Below are 15,599 nucleotides of genomic sequence, written 5' to 3' on the forward strand. Positions count from 1 at the left end.
ATTTTCACGTGTTCAAACGCATAATAAATATAACGATATGGACCTTGATAGGTCTCTACGCTTCTGTAATTGTCATGCTGCACATACCCTTCGTACAGACGTACATTGGAAAATGTGTAGCTGATGCCCTATGCGACAAATTCGGCACTCGTGTGAGTGTAGGTAGGGTAGACCTGGGTTTTGCCAACCGACTTATCATTGACGATTCCGAGATGCAGGACCAGCAAGGTAAGCAGATGCTTCGTGTATCGCGAATATCGGTTAAGATAAATCTTCTGGCACTTACCAAGGGTCAGATTGACGTTACGTCAGCACAGTTCTTCGGTCTGCAGGCAAATCTTTATAAGGCAACGGTAGAATCAAAGCCTAATTTCCAATTTGTAGTGGATTCGCTTGCATCAAAGGACACTACCAGGCAGAAGACTCCGCTCGACTTGCAAATCAACTCGCTTATAATTCGCAATGGTGCTGTGCGCTATCGTGTGCTTTCGCGTGCAACAAATTCGCATAAGTTCTCGTCCGACAATATTGATGTCAGTAATATCAGCGCTCATATTATTGTGAACCGTATAACTGACGACTCGCTCAATGTGAAGGTGAAGCGTATAGCATTTGACGAGCGATGCGGATTCAGATTGAAGTCGCTTTCGTTGCATGCCGTATATGGTCCTAATGGAGCAAGCATCAGCAATTTCATGATTGAGTTACCATCTACACTTGTGCAATCGGAAAATATTACATGTTCTTACAGCAAGAAGAACGGCAAGATAGAAATTCCTACTATACAATTCAAAGGCAGCATAAATGCCCCAAAAATCAGTCTTGCAGATTTTGCTGGCTTTGTGCCGAAACTTTCTGGTATTAAACAACGTATGATGCTCGCAGCTGATTTCTATGGTACGGGCTCTTCATTAAATGTGACACGATTGGAACTTGGTACAGACAATGGCGATTTGCATCTGTTGGTTGACGGTGGAATAAAGAACTATCCTGCTGATGCTGCTTGGTATGCCAATGTAAACCAATTTTCTGCCAATCATGCTGCCATAGCTTCTTTTGTGTCAACTGCGACTGGTAAGGAAGTACCTGCTATACTTACACGTACAGGTGATGTCAGTATGACAGGTTATGTAGGAGGCGGTAGCAACAAGTTGGCTGCCAATGTTCGTGTCTCTACTTCGCTCGGCAGTATAAGACTTGCTGTAGACAAACGCAAGAACAATATCATCGGGCATGTAGAGACAGTAGATTTTAATGTTGGCAAACTGGCTGATGACAACAAGCTCGGTCATCTCTCTGCCAATCTCAACCTACATGGACAGTCGGAAGACAATATGGCTGCTACTGGTTGTGTCTATAACTTTGACTATAACGGATATAAATATCATGACATCAATATTGATGCTTCCTATCGCCATAAGGTAGTAGACGGAAAAATAGACATTGACGATCCTAATGCGCAAATATCGGCTTCAGGATTGCTGAACATTGCAGGAAAGACTCCGCTGCTGAAGGCTAATGTGGCAGTAGGCCGTTTTGCTCCTAATGCGTTGCATCTCACACCGAAGTGGCAGTCGACAGCATTTGCTGCCAATATTGTCTGCGACATAAAGGGCAGCAACGTTAATGATGCAGACGGAACCGTGGAGATAAGTGACTTCTCTATGCTGTCGTCGCAAAGCGAGTATGGGTTGCGTAATGTAACTGTAAAGACTGGATTTGAGGGCGAGAACCACTATCTCAACCTTGACAGCGACTTTGGACAGGTGAATATTAACGGACATTTCAATTACAACACTATTGCCCGCAGCGTATTGAATATGGTGGCTGCCAAGTTGCCTACAATCCCCGGACTGACACGCCAGCCACAGAAGGAATATAATGATTTTACAATAAATGCTTCCATATCAAATACTGATTGGATGAAGCATCTGCTCGGCATTCCGCTTGAAATCAATCGTCCGCTTAACATCAGCGGTGAGCTGAACGACAAGCAAGAGAAGATTGACCTGTGGTGTGACGTGCCATCGTTTGCATACGACGGCCATCGTTTCAGCGATGCTTTTATTAACATCGAGTCGCCGAGTGACACCCTAAAGGCGGATATACGTATTATGAAACTTGCCGACAAAGGCAAATACATGTCTCTGCATCTTAGTGCAGGTGCTTCAGACAACCATTTGAATACGTCGCTCAGTTTCGGCAACAACGAACGTCACCCGCTTAAGGGAGTTATAAATGCCAGTACAGTATTCGCCAAGAACGATGATGGTGTGTCGACTGCTTATGTAGATGTTCTGCATTCGCGTGCCACTATTGGCGACACAACGTGGCATGTAGCTCCGTCTACTATAGTGTATAGCAAGAACCATTTGGAGGTGAACGGCTTCTCTATAAGCCATGACAATCAGAAACTAGCGATTGATGGAGCAGCGACGAAGAGCTATGAAGATTCATTGCTTGTAACGCTCAATGACATAGATGTGAGCTATGTACTTAATCTTGTCAACTTTCATTCGGTCGACTTCTTCGGTATGGCTTCGGGTAATGCCCGTGTGGCAGGAGTGTTCAGCGGCAAACCTCAGTTGGCTGCCAACCTTAAGGTCAAAGAGTTTAAGTTTGAATCAGGACGTATGGGTACGCTGTTTGCCAATGTAGACTACGACTTTGACGAGGGGCGCATCAATATAGATGCTGTGGCACAGGACGAAGACGGCCGTCATACAGACATAAACGGCTATGTATCGCCCAAGCACAACTACATCGACCTTGGCATTGACGCACATCGCACACGTGCTGAATTTATGGAAAGTTTCTGCGGCTCGTTTATGGACAACGTTGATGCCGACATAAATGGCAAGGTGAACGTTGTAGGACCTCTGAGTAACATCAACCTTGTAGGAAAGGCTGCTGTGAACGGTTCTATGCGTATGACAGCCCTCAATACCACATACTGGCTACGTGGCGACTCTGTGACTTTCATTCCTGATGAGATAATATTCAATGGCAATATAATATACGACCATAACGGCAACACCGGCATACTTACCGGAAGCCTTCACCATCAGCACCTTACCAACCTGTCGTATGACCTTAATATAAAAGCGCGGAATCTTCTGGCTTATGATACTAAGACATTCGGCGACAATACCTTCTATGGTACAGCTTATATTACTGGCGACTGTAGCATTAAGGGCAGGAGCGGTGAAGTGGTAATAGATGTAGAAGGCACGCCTGAGAAGAACAGTATATTGGTGTACAATGTTAGCGATCAAGGGTCTATCGGGTCTAATGATTTTGTCAAATGGAGCAAGAAGAACAATGTTGTTTCCGACTCCTCTTATGTAGCAAATGATGAGAAGAAGACGGAAACGGATGATATCTCTACCAACATTCGTCTGAACTTCCTTATCAACTGCAATCCTGACGTAACCTTGAAGTTGCTGATGGACCAGCAGACCGGCGACTACATTACACTCAATGGTGACGGAATGCTCAGAGCCTCGTATTTCAATAAGGGCGCATTCCAGATGTTTGGCAACTATACTGTCGACCATGGCGTGTATAAGCTGACAATTCAGAATATTCTGAAGAAAGACTTCGACTTTGTCAAGGGAGGCACCATAGCGTTTGGCGGTGATCCGTACAACGCTGTGCTCGACCTTAAGGCACAGTATGTGTTGAACAGCGTGAGCCTTGCCGACCTTAATATAGGCAGGTCGTTCACTAACAATAATGTTCGTGTCAACTGTGTGATGAACATAACGGGCAATCCATATGCACCTAAGGTGGACTTTGATCTTGACATGCCGTCGCTTAGCAATGATGTGAAGCAGATGGTGTATAGTCTGCTCAATGCTGAGGAGGAGAAGAAGCAACAGGTGTTGTATCTGCTTGCCGTAGGACGCTTCTATGCTCAGAACAACAACAATGCTGATGGCAGTACGCCGCAGTACAGCCAGACTTCGCTTGCAATGCAGAGTTTCCTTAGCGGTACTATAAGTCAGCAGATAAATACCGTATTGAGCAATGTGATTAATAACAACAACTGGAATTTCGGTGCCAATATTTCTACTGGAACTGAGGGCTTCAATAATGCTGAATACGAAGGATTGCTTTCGGGTCGTCTGCTTAACAACCGTCTGCTCATAAACGGTCAGTTCGGCTATCGTGACAACGATAATGCCACAACCAGTTTCATTGGCGACTTCGACATCAAGTATCTGCTCTTCCCCAATGGCAACCTTGCCATTAATGTCTACAACAAGACAAATGACCGCTACTTCACGCGCAACAGCCTTAATACTCAAGGCTTGGGTATAATAATGAAGAAGGACTTCAAGCGTATCTCTGACTTGTTCTTCTGGAGAAAGCGCAATAGTAGGACAAAGGAGGCGAAATAACGATGTCAGGATAGTGATATAAAGACATGTTGCGTGTCTTGAAATGGTCGTATCATGGCATGATACGAAGGTTTTCGGCTTGCAGCTCATATACAAACAATAAAGCCCTGGATGATTTAAATCCAGGGCTTTATTATATTCTGTAGTATTGATGATGGAACTATTTGGTTTCAATCTCTTCCTTCATATCAATAAACTGTCGCTTGCTGTCGTAGAATTCATACTGCAGGAAAGCGAGTTTCTGTGAAGGAACAATGTGAACACCAAGACCATATCTTAGCTGCCATTTTCTTTTTAGCGACCATATTCCCTTGTTGATGTATGCCGCTACATAGGGATGAACGTGCAGATAGAATGTCTTAACTCCAATCTTCTTGACAAGTCTGTCAATCTTACTCTCAAGCTGATCTGTAAAAATAATGCTCGACTTAATCTTTCCTTTTCCGAAACATGTGGGGCAGACCTCCTCTACATTTACATCCATTGCTGGACGTACACGCTGGCGTGTAATCTGCATCAAGCCGAATTTGCTTAATGGCAAAATGTTGTGGCGAGCTCTGTCTTTCTGCATATTCTTGCACATGCGTTCGTAGAGAAGTTGACGGTCTTCAGCCAGATTCATGTCGATGAAGTCGACAACGATAATGCCTCCCATGTCACGCAATCGCAACTGTCTTGCCAATTCGTCGGCAGCACCAAGGTTCACATCAAGAGCATTGGCTTCTTGACCGTTGTCAGAGTGTGATCGGTTGCCACTATTTACATCGACAACGTGCAGGGCTTCTGTATGTTCTATAATCAAATAAGCGCCATGTTTATAGTTAACTGTCTTACCAAAGCTTGACTTAATCTGTTTAGTAACATTAAAATTATCGAAGATAGGAACTGTGCCTGTATATAATTTCACTATGTTGGCTTTCTCAGGGGCGATGAGTGATACATAGTGTTTTACTTCATGAAAAACATCCTCGTCATTGACGTAAATGTTTTCGTATGTGGGGTTGAATAAGTCGCGTAGCATTGCTACGGCGCGTCCGGTCTCTTCGAATATCAGTTGTGGTCGCTTCTGTGTTTTCTGCACCTTTATGAGTGCGTCCTCCCACCGCTTGGTGAGTATTTTTAATTCTGCGTCAAGTTCAGCAACACGCTTTCCTTCAGCAACTGTGCGTACAATTACTCCGCAATTTTTTGGTTTTATGCTGTTGATGAGTTGTTTTAGACGTGCGCGCTCTTCACCGCTTTTAATTTTTGATGATACAGAAACCTTGTCGCCGAATGGCATAAGTACAAGATAACGACCTGCGAAACTGAGTTCACCAGTCAAACGTGGTCCTTTGGTGGATATCGGTTCTTTAACGATTTGGACCAAAACCTCTTCACCAACATTTAATGTGTTTTGTACACTTCCTTCTTTTTTAAGATCTGGAAGTCGTGTGGCTTTGGCAAAAGGATAGAGTTTTTTTCGGTCGCTCTGTACTTGCTTGAGATATTTCTCGTAAGAATTGAATTGATTGCCTAAATCAAGATAATGGAGAAAAGCGTCACGTTCGTAACCTACGTCCACGAAACTGGCATTCAGTCCGGGCATTAGTTTCTTAACTTTTGCAATATAAATGTTACCAACAGAGAAAGAGGCAGAGCGTGGTTCTGTCTGATATTCCACAAGTCGCTTGTCTTCAAGCAGTGCTATAGATATCTCTTTCTGTTGGACGTCAATTACAACTTCGCTAGTCATTTCTCTTTTTGTTTATAATTTAGGTAACAATACTATAAAACTTGGGGGGCGCGCCAAAGCCACTGCGTATGCATTGTGATTGACGCGCCCCCATTTTCTGGAACTGACCCTTTATGGGCAGGCTTGTTTACTTGCTCTTATGTCTGTTCTTACGTAATCTTTTTTTACGTTTGTGAGTAGCCATCTTGTGTCCCTTTTTTTTCTTTCCGTTTGGCATAGCTTTAAATTTTTATTGTTAATATATTATTTTGAATAATGTTTATTCTTATTCCATTGTTGCTTTCTTCATCTCCTCAATAAAGCACTTGGCTGGTTTGAAGCTTGGCTGGTCATGTGCGCCAATTTTCATAGTTGTCTTCTTCAATATATTGCGAGCTGTTTTTGCAGCACGATGCTTAACGATAAAACTTCCAAATCCACGCAGGTAAACATTCTCCTTGTTTGACAACAAGCTGTCCTTAATGTTCTCCATGAAACTTTCTACGACAACTGAGACGTCTTTCTTTTGTAATCCCGTGCTTTCAGCAATTTTGTTAATGATATCTGCTTTAGTCATTTGAATGTATATATATTTATTCTACTTATAATCAAGCCCTTTTACTCTAAGGACGTGCAAAGATACGAGTTTTTCGTGTGATATGAAAATTTATTGCCTACTTTTTTGCCATCGAACGCTATATTCATTGTCAGAACTCATTTGTTTTCATGTCATTAACCAAATAAGGTAGTGGTTATAGGTTTTATATAGCGCTTGAAGACAGCTGTTTTCTTGCCGTGAGATAAAACGCTAGGCTCACCATTGTGCCTGTAGCTACCCATGATACGGGATAAACAAGCATTATCGTGTTGAAGCTAGTCCATACAGGGCATACTGCGTATACCCATATGATGCGAAGCAGACAGGTTCCAAACACAGTTAGTATTGTCGGTTGCATCGACTTGCCCATACCACGCAAAGCAGAGGCTGATATTTCATAGCTACTGGCTATAAATTGGCAAGCCAATACTATCTCCATGCGGATTTTTCCGTAAACCTGCACGTTGGCATCATTACTGAAGAATGACAGGAAGAATTTGTGCTGCCAGGTAAATATTCCATTTAGGGCGCCACAGCACAACAAGCTCATTCCCATGCATATCCAGAATATGCGTTTCACGCGCTCTTTGTTTCCTGCTCCAAAGTTCTGTCCGATGAATGTTATTGCGGCTCCATTGAATGCACATATCACGAAATAGCAATAGTATTCGAAATTTAATGCTGCTGCTGACCCTGCAATGGCATCGGCACCATGGCTGTTTATTGCAGATTGTAGCAACACGTTTGATATGGAGAACACCATACCTTGCAGTCCGGCAGGAATGCCTATTATCAGCATTCTTCTCAGTTCGGTCCAGTGTAATTTAGCTTCTTTAATGTGTATTCTGTATGGCTCGTTCTCCTTTTGCAGCAGAAGTATGATTAGCAGGGCGCTTATTGCATTTGCAATGCCCGTAGCTATGGCTACACCTTCCACGCCCATTTTCAAAACTATTACAAAGAAAAGATTTAGCATGGCATTGGCTACTCCTGCTACTACAAGAATGTACAAGGGGCGTCTGGTATCACCCATGCTGCGCAGGATTGCTGCTCCGAAATTAAAAATTAGAAAGAAAGGGATGCTTAGGAAATAGATCTGTAGATAGCTGATGGCCATTGGAAGCACGTCGTCAGGAGTGCCCATTAGTGTGAGTATGGGTCTAGCTGTTGCAATTCCAATGACCATCAAAATGATTCCGCTCAACACCGACACCATCTCGATAGTCCTGATTGACTCTCGTATGCCGTCGGCATCGTTTTGACCGATGTGGTTGGATATTATCACATTGGCTCCCATAGACACGCCAATAAATAGATTGATGAGCAGGCTTATTACCGGACCGTTGCTTCCTACTGCAGCTAAAGCCTGCTTGCTAGCAAAGTGTCCGACAACAGCCACGTCAACCGAGTTAAAAATCTGCTGCAGGACGCTGCTTGCTGCAAGTGGTAGCGAGAACATCAGTATCTTCATGAACAGCGGTCCGTGAAGCATGTCTATTTCATTGGATTTAGCCATCTTTTGCAATTTATCCATATTTATGCAAAATATGAGTCTCTATTTCGTCTCAGGTACAATAGCAAAGAACTCAGCATCCTCACTACTGCGGTTCTCGGCTCTGTGGGTGTGGTCGCACGGACAGTAGTGTATGTCGCCAGCGTGTGCTGTCTCTTCCTTTCCGTCGTACACAAATGTTATTTCACCTTTTAATATGTACATCACCTCGCAGTTGCCTATGTGTGTATGAGTGCCTATTGAACTTCCTGACGGTAGCATGTTGAGCATAATCTTCACCTTTCCATCGTCAGCGAGTTTGGTTATGAAGTTACCTTCGCCACCCTTGAAGCCATCGACGTGTTTGGCTTCAATCTCCTTGAAATTGATAATCATGATATTTCCTCCTTTTATTATGTATTTTTGTATGCCGACAGTAGTGTGACACACTAGTGTTATGCATGATAGTCCTTATGGCCTTTCTTTATGATGGCGTTGGCAGAGCACGTCAATGTGGCAACGGTAAACAGAATGAGTGCCAAATGTGCACCATATGCAGCCTGGCTTCCCAGTCCGTATTCGCCTGCCCATCCTATGGCTATGCCTATAAATAGGCCTCCGTCGCTTGCCATGAAATATGTGCTTTCTACAGTGCTTCGCTGGCAATGGCTGCTGTGGTCGAGCAGTTTGTAGAACTGTTCAGAGCAAGTCATGCCGTAACCCAAGCCCATTATCATAGGTTTGAGCGTATCGTCGAGTATTCCATTGTGCATAGCCATTGCTGCTATTGCCACAAGAATACAGACATTGCCTATGGCCGATGTGAACTTACCTGTACGTACAGCCTTGTATCTCAGCAGGATTATGGCTATGACAAATCCTATGGCTATTGCTGAAAGGAACTCGATGCTCATGTGTGTGGCCATTACAATTCCCAGTGCAGTGCTCATTAGTGTGATAACGATAGCTACGTTCCATCCTTGTGGTAGGAAGAAACGGTCGATTGAAAGTACGTGAGTGCCTTCTTCGGGTGCCCGGAATGGGAATTTTACCATCATTACTAATATTGCTGCGACAAGAGCCATTGTCGCTCCGATAGCGTAATAGACAGTGCTTTGCAGTTCCTGTCGTATTAGTATGTATGCTATTGGCCCTGCAGTTACAGCAAGTCGCGATATCCATATTGCGGCATAGTTAGCTTCTGTTCGGTGGCAAGACTCAGTCTTATCAATAAGTAATGTACATGAGAGAACGCGCTTGGCATGACCAAACACAAATCCTCCCCATATGCACGCCGCCATTAGCCACGTTTTCTGAGTGGTGTCGATGTGTTTGTTGGCCGATACGTCGAATGTTGTCATGGCGAGGATTGTAGCGCTTAGGCAGAATGTGGATATCAAAAATACCTTGTTGCGGCGGTAGCGTTGTATGAGCCAGCTGCCGAAAAATCCAGATATACCTATACCTGCAACGAAGGCTCCCATTGTCAGACATGCCCATTCGGCATCTACATAGTTATTCCAGTATAGTCTGCATGGCAAGAATGGTATTGTCATGTAACAGGCTACACACAGCAGCAACTCGGCTATTATGAGTAGTGTGAAATCGCGGTTCCACATTCTGTGGTATGTCGGCGTGCACGTATTGTCCATTAATATGATTCAGTTTCGTTAGGGAAGTCAGTCGACTTGACGTCGTTGACATACTGTGCTATGGCAGAAGTCATGACGTTGTACAGATCAGCGTATTTTCTTACAAACTTTGGCCTGAAGCTTGGATTCATGCCGAGCATGTCAGCATAAACAAGCACCTGTCCGTCGCAACAGTTTCCTGCGCCAATGCCTATAGTGGCACAGCTTACGCTTTCAGTCACCTTCTGTGCGAGTGCAGCTGGAACTTTCTCAAGCACAATACAGAAGCATCCGGCTTCATCGAGTGCCTTGGCATCGGATATGAGCTTCTCAGCTTCGGCATCGTCTTTGGCTCGCAGTCCGTAGCCTCCGAATTTATGTACACTTTGAGGTGTCAGTCCTAAATGTCCGCTAACTGGGATTCCTGCGTCTACCATTCGATTTATCATCGGTGCAATCTCAGCTCCGCCTTCTATCTTCACGGCGTCAACGCCCGTTTCCTTCATTATGCGTATTGCGTTGCGCAGTCCGTCCTCTTCCGACACTTGGTAGCTGCCGAATGGCATGTCACATATTACGAGAGCATGGTTTACGGCGCGTGCTACCGAGCGTGCGTGGTAAATCATTTCGTCGACGGTTATGGGCAGGGTTGTCATATTGCCATCCATTACGTTAGAAGCCGAGTCGCCTACAAGAATTGCGTCCACTCCGCCAGCGTCAATTATCGATGCTGAAGTGTAGTCGTAAGCGGTTAGCCAACTTATCTTCTCGCCGTTGCGTTTCATCTCAAAAAACAGGGGGGCTGTAATCTTCTTCTTGCTTGTGCTTAAATATCCAGACATGTTATTTTTGTTTGTTTCACTATGTTGCCACAGCTTGGCTTGTGGCGCTTTTATGTATAATTTGTTTTAAACGATGTACAAAATTACATCTTTTTTATTAATCGGGCAAAGGTTTATCCCATATTAAAGTGGGTAGACCCTATTTTTCTAGCAAATACTATAATTTAAACCTATGTTTTCTTGATGCCTTGTGCGGAGTGTCGCCGCCGGGTGTTATGTCAGGTAGAAATTGTGTAGCGCCGCTACCACGAGCTGCTCCGCGATACTGGCGCCATCGGTCGTGAATGCGCGCCACGTATGTCACGGTTTCGTGTCCGCGCATATATCCGTACTTCACTACAGGGTCGTTGTAGTATTGTGGCGTGCTTAGTTTCAACACAAACTCTGCCACGTCAGCCCATTTGTATTGGTTTTTGCCGTATTTTCTTGCCAATGCCATAGCATCGCGTATGTGTAGCGAGCCTCCGTTGTAGCTACCGAGTACGAACGACTGGCGCTCTAATGGGTCTCTTACATCTTGAAAGGAAGAGTTTAGCTTATTAATGTAACGTGCTGAAGCATAAATGTTTTCTTCGGGGTCGTAAATCTTAGACATTGGCAGTCCGAGTTGGGCTGCTGTAGACGGCATTATCTGCATCAATCCGCAAGCTCCTGCCCATGAGTATGCCTTGGGGTCGAAGCAAGATTCCTGATAGCATTGGGCGGCAAGCAGTCGCCAGTCCCATCGTGCTATGGGCGAATACTTTATGAAAAGATGGTCGTATTGCGAAATAATGCCCGACTTGGCGTTGAGCATTGGAGCATAAGTGTGTCGGTGGATGCTCTGCGTAGAGTATCTGAGACGCTCCTCGTTCTGTATTTGTGCAATAAGTTTCGGTGTGTACCAGTTATTTATTGAGTCGGCAAGTTCTTTGGAGTCCTTGCTGGTCAGCCACGATGTCTTGAGCGAGTCTACGGCATATCCGCATGGTATGGTTCCTTTTGTGGCTTTCGGCATCTGATAGGCAATGATGTCGGCCTCGCCGTCCTTAAGTCGTCTGAGCATTTCTTCTACGCTCTTGCATACCTCTACTCTGAGCGATACGCCTATGTGTTGGGCAAACTTCTCGCATAGCAGAAACTGTGTGCCCATGCCACGTCCATGATAGTCGAAATAAGTGTCTGGACCGGTCATGGTAAGCATAATCAGTTCGCCGTTCTGCATCATGTCGTCCATTGAAAGATTGGAACTGATGGCTGTGGTGTCGTCATCGATAGGTTCGCCCCATGGAGTCATCTCCTTGTTTTTTTTCTCGCTGCATCCGCAAATGCATATTGCGACTAAAATAATGTATAAATATTGTAATTGCATAGAATATACGTCTATTTTGCTTACAAAAGTACAATAATTTTTGCATAATACCTAAAAATAAGTTACTTTTGCGACACTTTAAGGTAAGAAATATAATTTTTTCAGAGTATGTTAAGAATTGCAGTCCAATCGAAGGGTCGTCTGTATGACGATACCATGAATCTGCTTGCTGAAGCCGACATCAAGGTGAGTTCGAGCAAGCGCACACTTTTAGTACAGGCGTCCAACTTTCCGCTTGAGGTTCTTTTCCTGCGCGACGATGACATTCCGCAGAGTGTGGCTTCTGGCGTTGCCGACATAGGTATAGTAGGCGAGAACGAGTATCAGGAGCGTGGTGAGAATGTTCAGATATTGTCTCGTCTTGGATTCAGCAAGTGTCGTCTGTCGCTCGCCATTTCTAAGGAGGTTAACTATACCGGACCTCAATGGTTCAACGGCAAGCGTATTGCCACTTCTTATCCTAACATCTTAAGCAAATACTTGCGTCAAAATGGCATAAGTGCTGATATTCACGTAATTACTGGTAGTGTGGAGATTAGCCCGGGTATCGGTCTTGCTGATGGAATCTTCGACATCGTAAGCTCGGGCAGTACGCTTGTGAGCAATAATCTGCGAGAGGTGGAAATCGTCACTCATAGTGAGGCATTGCTTGTAGGCAACTGGAATCTCGACGACGAGAAGCATCAGATACTCAACGAAATGCTGTTCCGCTTCTCGGCAGTACGCTCTGCTCAGGACAAGAAGTATGTGATGATGAACGCTCCTAAAGCGAGTGTGCCCGAAATAATAAAGGTGTTGCCTGGCATAAAGAGCCCTACGGTAATTCCTCTTGCCGAAGATGGATGGTGTTCTGTACATACCGTGCTCGACGAGAAGCGTTTCTGGTCGATTATTGCCAAACTTAAGGATTTGGGTGCTCAGGGCATACTTGTTACGCCTATTGAGAAAATGATTCTGTAGAAGATTTTCTGTAGAAGATTTTGATGTTTTTATACTTATATTGAATTAGACGTATATAGAATATGAAGGTATATAATAATCCCGATAGTTCGGAATGGGCGGACATTTGTCTGCGTCCGCATCTTGACGTTTCGAGTCTCAATAGCGCTGTGTCGGGCATTCTCGACGATGTGCGACTTAGAGGCGACGAAGCTGTAAAGGAGTATGAGGCCAAGTTCGACCATGCTGTACTTGGCGAACTGATGGTAAGCGAAGAGGAGAAGGCTGAGGCAATGGCTAGTATTGACTGCGAACTACTTGAAGCCATAAAGCTTGCCCATGACAATATCTATAAGTTTCATAAGGCCCAACTCATGTCGGTCTGCAAAGTTGAGACTGCACCAGGCGTGGTGTGTTGGCAGAAGCAACTGCCCATAGAGCGTGTGGGATTGTATATACCGGGCGGCACGGCTCCGCTTTTCTCCACAGTTCTGATGCTTGCCACTCCAGCCAAGATAGCTGGTTGTAGCGAGATAGTGCTCTGCACACCTCCTATGGCCGATGGCAAGGTGAACCCTGCAATCCTGGCTGCCGCAGATGTGGTGGGCGTAGAAAAGGTGTTCAAGATAGGTGGTGTGCAGGCTATCGGTGCAATGGCATACGGTACGCAGTCTGTGCCCAAGGTGTACAAGATATTCGGCCCAGGCAACCAGTATGTTATGGCTGCCAAACAGCATGTGTCGCTTCATGAGGTGGCAATAGATATGCCGGCAGGTCCGTCGGAGGTCTGCGTAATAGCCGATGCTGAGAGCAATGCAGAGTTTGTGGCAGCCGATCTTCTTTCGCAAGCTGAACATGGCATCGATTCGCAGGTGCTGCTTATCAGTACATCGGAGGAGAAGATTGACTCTGTACAGCAGCAGATAGAGCTGCAGCTTGCCAAGTTGCCGCGTCGAGAGATAGCAATGAAGACGCTAGAAAACAGTAAGGCTGTGCTTGTGCAGAATACCGATGAGGCAATAGACCTGAGCAACGCATACGCTCCCGAACACCTCATTATAGCCACAGCCGACTATGAGCGTCTGGCTGAAAGGGTGGTGAATGCCGGTAGCGTATTCCTTGGCGAGTATGCCTGCGAGAGTGCAGGCGACTATGCCAGCGGAACCAACCACACATTGCCCACACACGGATATGCTACGGCTTACAATGGTGTGAATATTGACAGCTTCATGCGTAAGGTGACGTTCCAGCACTTAAGCGCCGAGGGCATCCGCTCTATAGGTCGCACTGTGGAGGTGATGGCTGCTGCCGAACATCTTGACGCTCATCGCAATGCCATGAGTGTGCGCATGGCCAAACTGAACTCTACTCATTAGCAATATGAAAAATCTTAGTGAACTTGTCAGACCCAACATTCTGGGTCTGGCACCATATAGCTGCGCTCGTGACGAATTCAAGGGTAGAGATGCCCATGTGTTTCTCGATGCCAACGAGAGTCCTTACAACTCGCCATTCAATCGTTATCCCGACCCTCTGCAGATGAAGGTGAAGGAGAAGCTGGCGCGTGTAAAGGGTGTTGCGTCCGAGAATATGTGTCTGGGCAACGGTAGTGACGAGACCATCGACCTTGCTTACAGATGTTTCTGTCGTCCAGGCATCGACAACGTGGTGGCCATGGAGCCTACATACGGTATGTATAAGGTTTGTGCCGATGTCAACGACGTGGAGTATCGCAAGGTACTGCTTGACGATAACTTTCAGATTTCAGCCGATGCTATGCTCTCCGCTTGCGACGACCGCTCGAAGATAATATGGATATGTTCTCCCAACAATCCTACGGGCAATCTCCTGAATGCTGTCGAGATAGAGAAGATACTCACTACGTTTGGTGGTATTGTTGTAGTTGACGAGGCTTATTCTGACTTCAACAAGGCTCGTGCATGGCGTACGCGATTGGCTGAGTTTCCCAATCTAATTGTACTCAACACTATGAGCAAGGCTTGGGGATGTGCTGCCATTCGTCTTGGTATGGCGTTTGCAAGCAAGGATATAATCGATCTGTTTAGCAAGGTGAAGTATCCTTATAATGTCAACGAGCTTACCCAGAATTTTGCCGTTCAGCGCCTTTCGGATGCGTTTGAGGTGGAGAAGTGGGTGCGTACCATTGTTGTGGAGCGTGAACGAATGGTAGTGGCTTTCGGTCAGCTACCCATTTGTGAGAAGGTTTATCCCACCGATGCCAATTTTTTCCTCGCCAAGGTGAGCGATGCTCCCCATATCTACAACTACCTCATCGACAAAGGCATAGTTGTGCGCAATCGCAACAATGTGCAGCTCTGCCATAACTGTCTGCGCATAACTGTAGGGTCTAAGAAGGAGAATAATGAATTGTTGGCTGCATTGAGGCAATATTTATAAAGGATATATTGATAGAAAATATTGGCTTGTATGAAAATGTAAAGATAAAGCTAAAACTTTCTAATACTTTGGTTATAAATAACTAAAAACTCGTTGTACATTCTCCCAATCTGGATGTATAACGAGTTTTTGTTTTATCCCAAATCGGTCATTAGAAAATGACAAGAAGCTTTTTCTAATGACCGCCATTAGAAAAACAGCTTTGTATATG

Annotated in this window: 11 protein-coding genes; 4 read left to right on the forward strand and 7 right to left on the reverse strand. The window is 45.0% G+C overall.

Annotated elements, in window-relative coordinates:
- Positions 1 to 8 precede the first annotated feature (8 nt).
- A complete protein-coding gene (locus I6E38_RS15440) occupies positions 9 to 4,403 on the forward strand; it encodes a translocation/assembly module TamB domain-containing protein (RefSeq protein ID WP_235393327.1) in 4,395 nt (1,464 codons plus the stop codon).
- Positions 4,404 to 4,563: 160 nt separating this feature from the next.
- Here the strand turns inward: I6E38_RS15440 and I6E38_RS07225 are convergent, their stop codons facing one another.
- The 7 genes from I6E38_RS07225 to I6E38_RS07255 form a co-directional block, all read right to left on the reverse strand.
- The gene (locus I6E38_RS07225) at positions 4,564 to 6,138 is read right to left on the reverse strand and encodes an Rne/Rng family ribonuclease (RefSeq protein WP_235393328.1); all 1,575 of its coding nucleotides are present in this window, start codon (positions 6,136 to 6,138) and stop codon (positions 4,564 to 4,566) included.
- Positions 6,139 to 6,403: 265 nt separating this feature from the next.
- Complete coding sequence (locus tag I6E38_RS07230) at positions 6,404 to 6,694, reverse strand: HU family DNA-binding protein (RefSeq protein WP_235393329.1); 291 nt, start codon at positions 6,692 to 6,694, stop codon at positions 6,404 to 6,406.
- Between the two features lie 184 nt (positions 6,695 to 6,878).
- Entirely contained in the window at positions 6,879 to 8,249 is a 1,371-nt protein-coding gene (locus I6E38_RS07235; protein WP_235393330.1) for an MATE family efflux transporter, read from the reverse strand.
- A 21-nt stretch (positions 8,250 to 8,270) separates the two neighbouring features.
- Positions 8,271 to 8,603: a cupin domain-containing protein gene (locus tag I6E38_RS07240; protein WP_235393331.1), complete on the reverse strand. Its 333-nt coding sequence runs from the start codon at positions 8,601 to 8,603 to the stop codon at positions 8,271 to 8,273.
- A gap of 59 nt (positions 8,604 to 8,662) precedes the next feature.
- The gene (locus I6E38_RS07245; RefSeq protein WP_235393332.1) at positions 8,663 to 9,826 is read right to left on the reverse strand and encodes an MFS transporter; all 1,164 of its coding nucleotides are present in this window, start codon (positions 9,824 to 9,826) and stop codon (positions 8,663 to 8,665) included.
- Between the two features lie 32 nt (positions 9,827 to 9,858).
- Positions 9,859 to 10,680, reverse strand: a complete 822-nt coding sequence (gene panB / locus I6E38_RS07250) for a 3-methyl-2-oxobutanoate hydroxymethyltransferase (protein WP_235393333.1) — start codon at positions 10,678 to 10,680, stop codon at positions 9,859 to 9,861.
- 157 nt (positions 10,681 to 10,837) lie between these two features.
- Positions 10,838 to 12,031: a transglycosylase SLT domain-containing protein gene (locus I6E38_RS07255; protein ID WP_294934597.1), complete on the reverse strand. Its 1,194-nt coding sequence runs from the start codon at positions 12,029 to 12,031 to the stop codon at positions 10,838 to 10,840.
- Positions 12,032 to 12,139: 108 nt separating this feature from the next.
- Between I6E38_RS07255 and hisG the strand changes: the two genes are divergently transcribed.
- From hisG to hisC, 3 genes are all read left to right on the forward strand, one after another.
- The gene (gene hisG / locus I6E38_RS07260; RefSeq protein ID WP_235393335.1) at positions 12,140 to 12,991 is read left to right on the forward strand and encodes an ATP phosphoribosyltransferase; all 852 of its coding nucleotides are present in this window, start codon (positions 12,140 to 12,142) and stop codon (positions 12,989 to 12,991) included.
- 62 nt (positions 12,992 to 13,053) lie between these two features.
- Positions 13,054 to 14,346 carry a histidinol dehydrogenase gene (gene hisD, locus I6E38_RS07265; RefSeq protein ID WP_235393336.1) on the forward strand — a complete coding sequence of 431 codons (1,293 nt, stop codon included), beginning with the start codon at positions 13,054 to 13,056 and terminating at the stop codon, positions 14,344 to 14,346.
- Positions 14,347 to 14,350: 4 nt separating this feature from the next.
- Positions 14,351 to 15,388 (forward strand): histidinol-phosphate transaminase, encoded by a 1,038-nt coding sequence (gene hisC, locus I6E38_RS07270; RefSeq protein ID WP_235393337.1) that lies wholly within the window; start codon positions 14,351 to 14,353, stop codon positions 15,386 to 15,388.
- The last annotated feature ends 211 nt before the right edge of the window (positions 15,389 to 15,599 follow it).

It is taken from the genome of Leyella stercorea (assembly GCF_021531355.1).
Taxonomy (GTDB): Bacteria; Bacteroidota; Bacteroidia; order Bacteroidales; family Bacteroidaceae; genus Prevotella.

Excerpts from the sequence above, each read along its gene's own strand:
- I6E38_RS07235 (WP_235393330.1), bottom strand. The coding sequence starts at position 8,249 with ATGGATAAATTGCAAAAGATGGCTAAATCCAATGAAATAGACATGCTT.
- I6E38_RS07225 (WP_235393328.1), bottom strand. The coding sequence starts at position 6,138 with ATGACTAGCGAAGTTGTAATTGACGTCCAACAGAAAGAGATATCTATA.
- panB (WP_235393333.1), bottom strand. The coding sequence starts at position 10,680 with ATGTCTGGATATTTAAGCACAAGCAAGAAGAAGATTACAGCCCCCCTG.
- I6E38_RS07245 (WP_235393332.1), bottom strand. The coding sequence starts at position 9,826 with ATGTGGAACCGCGATTTCACACTACTCATAATAGCCGAGTTGCTGCTG.
- I6E38_RS07240 (WP_235393331.1), bottom strand. The coding sequence starts at position 8,603 with ATGATTATCAATTTCAAGGAGATTGAAGCCAAACACGTCGATGGCTTC.
- hisG (WP_235393335.1), top strand. The coding sequence starts at position 12,140 with ATGTTAAGAATTGCAGTCCAATCGAAGGGTCGTCTGTATGACGATACC.
- I6E38_RS07230 (WP_235393329.1), bottom strand. The coding sequence starts at position 6,694 with ATGACTAAAGCAGATATCATTAACAAAATTGCTGAAAGCACGGGATTA.
- I6E38_RS07255 (WP_294934597.1), bottom strand. The coding sequence starts at position 12,031 with ATGCAATTACAATATTTATACATTATTTTAGTCGCAATATGCATTTGC.
- hisD (WP_235393336.1), top strand. The coding sequence starts at position 13,054 with ATGAAGGTATATAATAATCCCGATAGTTCGGAATGGGCGGACATTTGT.
- hisC (WP_235393337.1), top strand. The coding sequence starts at position 14,351 with ATGAAAAATCTTAGTGAACTTGTCAGACCCAACATTCTGGGTCTGGCA.